Here is an 8,152-nt window from a genome sequence, read left to right as displayed (position 1 = left end):
CAAGTTATTTAATACACACACTTTTGGGGGTGGGTCAATTTAAACAAGAATAGGTGGGTCAGTTTAAATAGGATTTACTGGGTCAATATAATAGGAATAGGTGGGTCAGTTTGGCAAGAATTTCCAATCAATTTCCTCAGCTTGCTAATCTGATAAAAAATGAGAAAATCAAAGAACTTTTACGAAGCCCAAAATATCTTGATTTTTCAACTCTCGCCTTACAGAAATTTGAGGGGAATTATGAAAACCTTTCATTAACAGAATTTAAAGACAAATTATGGAATGCTATCGTTGTAAATATTACTGATACTACATATGGATTTCCTATCAAGCGAGAAGATGCATTTATGGAAATAGCAATTAATCGAGCTAAAGAAATGAAACTTTTTACACGACCTAAAGATGCAAATGCAGCAGCAATTACACTATTAGAAAATGATGAAATTCTATTTCAAGAGAATCAAAACAGGAAATACGCTCCTACTCATGACATTCTTGAAGATTGGGCATTAACACGTTATGTTTCTTCTATATACGAAGAATATCCAAACCCAAAAGAACTGTTTGTACACTTAGGAAATGAACCTGCTATAAGAAGGGCATTTCGACTTTGGATTGAAGACTTTTTAATCGATGATGACACCAAAATACATGACCTAATACGAGCTTCTGTATTGGATACTTCTTTAGAAAGATATTGGGCAGATGAAATTTTAATTGCTGTTTTTAAAGTCGATGACTGTAGTTCTTTTTTTTCGACATTTGAAAAGGAATTATTAGAAAATAAGGGTGTGTTTTTGAACAGGTGCTTACACCTGATTAAAACTGCTTGTAAAGAAAGTAAAACTTTCGTTGATTCCTCATTACTACTTCCTATTGGTGGGGGATGGGGGGATGCAATCACCTTCATTCAAAAGCATATTTCTGAATTAAATCCGTTACGATTTTCTATTTGTAATTTTCTGTCTGATTGGGAAAACCGATTATTGTTTCAATCTCCTGTAAAGGAAAATGAAGTACACGCTGCTTCGGAGATTGTTTTTTTCTTTTTAAAGCAAATTGAAGCAAATGATGCTTTTTGGGAAAGTAGTTCTTTAAAGAAAAAGAGTATTGAATTGATATCTCTTCTTTATAATTTCTCTCATATTGCTAAAAAAGAAATCACGGCCTTAATCGATAGAGCTTTTCGACATAAAATGGATAGAGAATCATGGGAGTTAGATGCATTTTATAGGGCTGTCATCAACAAATGCCTTTCAGGTTTAGGTAATCAGAGATTAATTAAGGAATTGCCGAATGTAGTGATCTCGACAGCTTGGAGAGAATGGAAATTAAGAATACCTGAAGAAACTGAAGAGTCAAAAGGTAGGTTTGGAATTCATTATAGTGGTTTAAGAAATGAAGAATGTTGGGGAATCGCGGGTGATCGATCTTTCTTTCCAGCTGGTGTCTATAAAATGCCTATTTACCATTTACTTGCTTATCATCCAATCAAGGGAATGGAATTCGTTATTAGTTTTATTAATTATTCCATCGATTTTTACACCCAAGCTGAATGCGAATACAAACATAAGATTGCTAAAATTGAATTAACATTAAATGATGGGGCTATTATTAGTCAATGGGCAGCACCAGAATTATGGTTGGCTTATAGAGGTAGTAGTGTTACACATTATGCTATCGAATCAATGCTAATGAGTTTAGAGAAGTATCTTTTAGACAAAGCCAAAATAACTACAAAAGATAGCAAGCATAAGGATAATTTGAAACTTATTTTTAACTATTTGCTTAAAAACAGTAATAATGTTGCGGTTACAAGTGTACTAGCAAGTGTTGCTATGGCATACCCTAAAGTGATTGAGGAGGAAATGCTTCCTCTTTTTAGTATCAAAGAATTTTACGAATGGGAGATTACACGGTCAATAAAAGAATCATCAACTCTTGCTCCTTACGATAATGACATCCCTTTTGCTCAAAAAGAAAGATCGAAATTAAATCAATTGCCTCATAGAAAAAAATACGATCGTGGATTAAGAGACTTTATAGTAGACTACCAGTTTACTATTAAAACCATGAATAAGGATATTCATCATTTGCTTGACAGGCTTTATAAAGATTTAAAAAAAGAGGATATACAATGGAGAAAAATACTAAATGAAATAGATATTAGAACGTATGAAGTTAAAGGACTTGGTAAAAATCAGAAAGGCTTCTTAATACAACCAAAATATGAAAAGGATATTCATGAGCACATCAATTCCTTTAAGGAAGAACATGAAGCTCACTCTTTAAGCATGAATTATGCTAACAGGATATCGAAGGCATATAAAGAAAAAGGGGAAATGACCTTTGAAACATGGAGAAAGTGTTACAAACACTATTCAAAGAAGAAGAATTTAAGTTTAATGTGGGATCGCCCAATTACGTTGGCAAAAGTAGGACTTGATAATTTTTCGAATACATTAATTCCCAAAGAAAAAAAATGGTGTATTGATACATTATTAAACTCAATCGTAGCTATTATTAAAGATGCACATTCACATAATTATGGATATTAAATGAGCATTTTAACTTAATGGAGAAAGAAATTGCCTTATCGTCTCTTCATTGTTTATTTACCGATGCAACTAATGAAAAAAATAAAAATGAATTCATCACTTTAATGTTACATATCTTATTAGCTCCTTTTAATGATCATGAAATGAAAGAAGTTATTACATATGTCAGGAATGTTTTTTTTCTACATCATCCGATTGAGGCGAAACGAATATGGGTTGGGCTGATTAAATATGCTAAATTTAAGAAATCAAACCCTAGACTAAGCCATCAACATGATCAAAAAGAAATAGATAATGCTCTAAAGAAAGAGGGTGAATTTGTTGATGCAATTGCTATTGATACTACAAGTATTGACCTTTTGGAAATTAACTTTGAAGACTATGAAGCCTATCTACTTGCGAGGGCTTTTGTGATGGTACCTTACAATTTACTAGATAACGAATATTATCAGTTTATAAAGCATTTATTGCCACAGGTTCTTGAAGATTTGAAATTAGACGAAAACTATTCTTTTAATAGAAATAAAAAAGAACGTAATCTTCATCATGAATCAACATTGGCCATTGAAATATACATAGCTGGTTTTCTTTTAAATGGTGACCCTCAATTGTCAAAACCGATCTTAAAGATTCTAGCCACTCCCGCTTTGGAATTACCTATGAATGCAGATCGTGATGATTTGTATAAATTTATTGCACAAACACTCAATTATGTTGTTTTAAATCTCTTTGACAATGGGAATTCAAATTCAAAACCTAGCAATTACAAGGAACAAGTGGCCAACTTTTGGCAGTTGTGGGAAATGCTTTATAGTTTGGTACTTCCCAGTACTCAAAAGCCTTTTATTGTTGAATATACGTTATCTTCTTTTTAATTGGGATGGACGGCCTACTGAAGTAAATTGGGAAGTATTAGAAAGTAAAAAAGCATTTTATAAGAAAGTAGTACTTGATTTAGGTAAAGATAATCTCAAATCCATTATCAATACGTTTTCAACTATTGGAAGTAAAGCATTTCTTCCTGATGGGATGAGTTGGCTTGTAGAAACCTGCAAAAAATCACCAACTGATACATGGTATTTAGGTTCGGTAGCATCTGAACGAATGGTAGAAAAATTATTTTATGATCATATTTCTAAAATTAAAAGTGATAACCAACTGATTAAGGATTATATGTGGATATTGAATGAAATGATTGATATAGGATCTTCTAAAGCTTATTTGTTTAGAGAAAATGTTATCACATATAGGAGAAATGTATAGTCAAACATTCTCGGTTATGTACTAAACTTAATACCAAATGAAATCAAATGATAAAACTCACTTAATACTATTTCATCTTTAAGTTTTATGTATCTTAGAATACCTTAAAACCATTCATGAGACAAATCGTTCCTTTTTTTATACTCTGTGTTGCAACATTAGTAGCAATCTTCTTTAATCAATTTCAGAAAAGAAGAAAAGAAAAAAGAAAGCAATTGACTTTTGTCCTATCAAGAATTGATAAAATTAAATTAGCAGTTCAACAGTTTGAAGTTTTGCTTAATCTTAATAAAGGGTATTTTTCAAACTATAACTTATCTCAATGGCAGTAACGTTAAATATATGGCATTTAGGGCAGAAAATAAACATTTATTTTCGAATAAGCACTAAGCCAAACTTTTGCATTTTGATTTATCTTTTTTATTATAAAGCCAAATCAAAAGATTTGGCGACTTTGCAAACAAACACAGCTTTTTCGAACCGTCTTAAACCGCCCTATTTGCTATATATAGTGTTGTAGCCAGTTATTTTTAGTAATCAGCTTCATATCCGTGACCGTTTTTACCATAAAAAATCAACCATTTTGCAAGAGAATACACGATGTGTAATTTACTTTCAGTAGTATCTTCATCAACGTCTGAAGGAATTCTTTGCTGTTTTAAATATTCTAAATTATGTTCCTCAGCAATTTTATCAGCTATTGTCATTAGTCTATTTCCATAGTCTAATGTTTCATCAGCTAATTTTGTTCCCCAAGCTTCGTTAACAAGCTCTTCTCCAATTAAATCAATACAGTCATTTAAAAATTGTCCACGAAAAACATTTTCATCTTGCCCCATTGCTATGTAAACAGGAACACCATCTTTTTCTTTTACTAGTTCAATAGCATAATATCCTTGATATTCTTTGATGAAATCCTCGTAAGCAGGTTTTTCTTCTAGGTCATTATACTTTTCCTTAATCCAATTATCTGCTTCAATATCTCTACCAACTCTTGGCGCTTTTATTGTTTCGTAAGATTCAATCTGATTTGCAAACCATTCTTCAAGTAATTCATCTTTAGTCGGGTACTTTTTTCCAGATAATTTCTCTAAAAAAGACGGTTTAGGGATATTATCACTTTCGATGATTTCAAATATCTCTTTGTATCTTTTTTCAAAACCTTTTTTAGGTTTACCCAAAGGTCTCATATCTAATCCCATATTTTTTTAATTGGCTACAACGGTCTGGTGTATGGCTCGTTGCGTGCAAATTAGCGATTAATTTTCGGTTAAGCCACAAGCCAGATGTTAAATTTTACTATTTATCTTTTTTAGTTGGAAATCGTCAAATTTAAAAATTTGGCGACTTTCCAAAAGTGCCACTACTTCGGTTTAAGTAACTGAGCAGCAATGAGCTATACACGTTGTTGTGGTGCGTTTTTCCAATTCAATCTATCGTAAGCCCAACTTAATTCCGTTTGTTTTCTGTCAGAAATATTAGTTGGGTTCATTATTGTTTTTTCAATTGTTTCCTTAAAAATTTGCTTAGTTTTCTCTTTATTAACCCATCCAAAAACTATTTCATTTGCTCTATTATCGGCAAAAGCTGTCGAAAGTTTTTCTGGTTTCTTGTCGTTGAATCCGTAATTGATTAAATCGCTAAAATGTAATGTGCTTTCAAGATTTCCGAACGTTTCCCAATCTTCTAATTTGTCCACGATTCCAAAATTTCCCTTGTCCAGCATAACTAAAATCGAAATAATTTGTTCGTTTTCAGGTAGTGGATAGGTATTTAAGCATTGTTTGAAAAACTCTATTCCGAAAGAATTCAAAATTTCAGTTTCTTCATCCGTCCACTCATTGATTTCTCCGAATGTCCTTAAAACAATTTCAGCCGAATGTGATACGAATTTCAAATTGGCGGTTAAATCTAAATATCGTGGTGCAAAATGCTTGAATTCATTTGTATTCGGTTTCTGTGGTTTTGCTGCTGTATGATATGTATATAAAAGGTCAAATGGAATTTCTCTGACATTACCTTGCGCTAATTCCGATTCTTCATTTTTTGTAACGCAACATTCCGTACAGACATCAAGAGTTTGTCCGATTTTATAATCAGCAAAAACTTCGTACGATTTATCAATTATTTTCTTTAGCTCGATGTTCATCCTAAATGCACCACAACGTTATAAGTATGTGTCGTAGCAGAGCAAAATGTTACCGAGCCATCGACTTATTCCGCGCTGATTTTATAACTTTCACTTCATAAAATCTCTGCGCCATAACAAATATACAAGAACCATTAGGTTATCACTTAACTGCTATGATCACATAATTGGTGTTAGCAAACGTTTTTTTTAGAAGCTAAATTCCAATATTACAATCCGTTTGTGGAAATAGTCATTAAAATCAGGTTTTGAACTTAAAATTCCATTAACTACTAATTCATTTTGCATCATTCCTGCAGCATCTCTAGCATTCCAATATTTTTTAATTAACGAGTCAGAATCTTTTATTTCATAAAGTGCTCTCATATATTTTCCAACTCTATTGACTTGTAATCTGTGCACAGAATCTTTTGTATATATTTCATCCCATAATCCACTTTCGTTGAATTCAGTATTTGTTTTGTCCGATTGGAATTGGAATTTATTCCGGTCAGCCGTTGAACGCGAAATCATATCTGTCAAATATTGTCGATAAGCTTTTTCTGTAAGTAAATCAGGATAGATTTTCCTCAAATTTTTCTCAAAATCGGATACAAGTAGATTCAGAGATTTAGTTTCTCTTTCTCCTAGTACTTTCTCAAATTCCGTTATTCGATTGTCAGTTTGTTTTTGAGAACAACTAAAAGTTAAAATCAGAATGAGAATTATTAAGAGTTTCTGCATATCGATTTATGTTTGCTAACGGTCTTGTATAAGCGCAGTAGCGGTTCTTACGCACTAACTATTCGGCTTAAACCTGACCTTAAATTCATACATTTTATTTTGGTTAAGCACTTCAACCGCTATTGCGCTTATACGTTGTTGTGCTTCGTTATTTCTTCGACTCTAGTAGTTCTAGGTAAATATCATCCATTAAGTCGTCGAGCCAAACACCACCACTTGAGGTTAAACAGACAATACCGACATTATATTCTGGCGTCAACCGATAATCGCTTCCGTAACCGTCGAGGTCGCCGAAGTGGTCAAGTCTATTTTTCCGTTTGAAAAGGCCGTAACCGTAACGCAATCCATCGTAACCTGTTTCCGCCACATTTGAAGTCAGTATGAGCGAAGAGTTGGAAGGGTTTTCAGAATACTTTCTATAATGGTCTATTTGAACAGACATAAGCTTCAATAAATCGTCAACATTCGAATAAATACCTCCAGACGGCACCTCTTTACCCATATTCCAAGGTTTCGTTTTTATGGTTCTATCATCTTTTCTGTATGGTGTCGCAACGAGTTTTTGCTTGGTTTCGATCAAATTTATGAACGTATTCTCAAGACCGTACTTATCTGTGATATATTCTTTTATCAGAGCATCATAGCTTTTTCCGCTTGCTTTTTCGCAGATATAACCTAAAATGTCGTATCCGTAATTCGAGTATGCCCATTTTTCGTTCGGCTCAAATTCAAGTTCAATGGTATTTAGGTCTTTGTCCATATCATTTTGGGTGTAAGCAATCAGCATCGGGTCGCCGTCTATCCGATTAACACTTGGTGCGTGGTTAGGGATGCCAGACCGATGGTGTAGGACAAACTCAACCGTAACCTCACTGAAGCGTTCTTTTGCATCATCATCCAGAACATCGTCTAAATACTTTGTGATAGGTTCCTGAGGTTTCAATTTTCCCTCATTGATAAGTTCTTTAACGATAGCACCGGTAAACATTTTAGTCAATGAAGCTATCTGACAAATAGACTCGGTTGAAAATGGTACACCAGCTGTACGTTCCATTTCGCCATATCCGCTCGCCCAACTTACCTTTCCGTCTTCAATAACTCCAATGGCAAATCCTGGAATATTATTGGCAGTAAGCATACTGTCAATTTTATTATCCATCCATTGTAAATGATTTGGAACTGCGTTTGTCTCCGTTTCTGGGCGATTACCTTTTGATGAGTTTTCCTTTTTCTCTTGCGCTTGGTTACAGCTAGTAAGAAATAAAAATGATATTGAAAAAATTAAGATTTTTGTCATATTCGTTTGATTTTTAATGAAGCACAACGTTTAATATATGTGTCGTAGCAGGGCAAAATGTTACCCTGATTTTCGATATTTCTGCGCATTGGTTGCTAACTTTTACTTTTTGCAAGCATTGCGCCACTGCCAAAATACACAGACTTTTCGAATCATCACTTA

Annotated in this window: 8 protein-coding genes; 4 read left to right on the top strand and 4 right to left on the bottom strand. The window is 33.3% G+C overall.

Annotation, left to right across the window (positions count from 1 at the left end):
- The first annotated feature begins 110 nt into the window (after positions 1 to 110).
- The 4 genes from FOF46_RS29680 to FOF46_RS29665 all read left to right on the top strand — a co-directional run bounded on the left by FOF46_RS29680 (position 111) and on the right by FOF46_RS29665 (position 4,153).
- Positions 111 to 2,558 carry a hypothetical protein gene (locus tag FOF46_RS29680; RefSeq protein ID WP_143919062.1) on the top strand — a complete coding sequence of 816 codons (2,448 nt, stop codon included), beginning with the start codon at positions 111 to 113 and terminating at the stop codon, positions 2,556 to 2,558.
- Positions 2,559 to 2,575: 17 nt separating this feature from the next.
- A complete protein-coding gene (locus FOF46_RS29675; protein ID WP_143919061.1) occupies positions 2,576 to 3,433 on the top strand; it encodes a hypothetical protein in 858 nt (285 codons plus the stop codon).
- On the top strand, positions 3,408 to 3,821 hold the full coding sequence (locus FOF46_RS29670; protein ID WP_143919060.1) for a hypothetical protein: 414 nt from the start codon (positions 3,408 to 3,410) through the stop codon (positions 3,819 to 3,821). Before FOF46_RS29675 ends, FOF46_RS29670 begins: the two co-directional genes overlap by 26 nt.
- 116 nt (positions 3,822 to 3,937) lie before the next feature.
- A complete protein-coding gene (locus FOF46_RS29665) occupies positions 3,938 to 4,153 on the top strand; it encodes a hypothetical protein (protein ID WP_143919059.1) in 216 nt (71 codons plus the stop codon).
- A 198-nt stretch (positions 4,154 to 4,351) separates the two neighbouring features.
- Here FOF46_RS29665 and FOF46_RS29660 read toward each other — a convergent pair whose 3' ends face one another.
- The 4 genes from FOF46_RS29660 to FOF46_RS29645 all read right to left on the bottom strand — a co-directional run bounded on the left by FOF46_RS29660 (position 4,352) and on the right by FOF46_RS29645 (position 7,990).
- Entirely contained in the window at positions 4,352 to 5,023 is a 672-nt protein-coding gene (locus FOF46_RS29660) for a hypothetical protein (protein ID WP_143919058.1), read from the bottom strand.
- 194 nt (positions 5,024 to 5,217) lie between these two features.
- Positions 5,218 to 5,970: a hypothetical protein gene (locus FOF46_RS29655; protein ID WP_143919057.1), complete on the bottom strand. Its 753-nt coding sequence runs from the start codon at positions 5,968 to 5,970 to the stop codon at positions 5,218 to 5,220.
- Positions 5,971 to 6,159: 189 nt separating this feature from the next.
- On the bottom strand, positions 6,160 to 6,693 hold the full coding sequence (locus tag FOF46_RS29650) for a hypothetical protein (RefSeq protein ID WP_143919056.1): 534 nt from the start codon (positions 6,691 to 6,693) through the stop codon (positions 6,160 to 6,162).
- Between the two features lie 148 nt (positions 6,694 to 6,841).
- Positions 6,842 to 7,990: a serine hydrolase domain-containing protein gene (locus FOF46_RS29645; protein ID WP_143919055.1), complete on the bottom strand. Its 1,149-nt coding sequence runs from the start codon at positions 7,988 to 7,990 to the stop codon at positions 6,842 to 6,844.
- Positions 7,991 to 8,152 lie beyond the last annotated feature (162 nt).

The organism is Aquimarina algiphila, from assembly GCF_007489275.1.
Classification (GTDB): Bacteria; Bacteroidota; Bacteroidia; order Flavobacteriales; family Flavobacteriaceae; genus Aquimarina; species Aquimarina algiphila.
The sequence above is the reverse complement of the archived record's forward strand: the minus strand, read 5'-3'. Positions and strand labels throughout refer to the sequence as shown.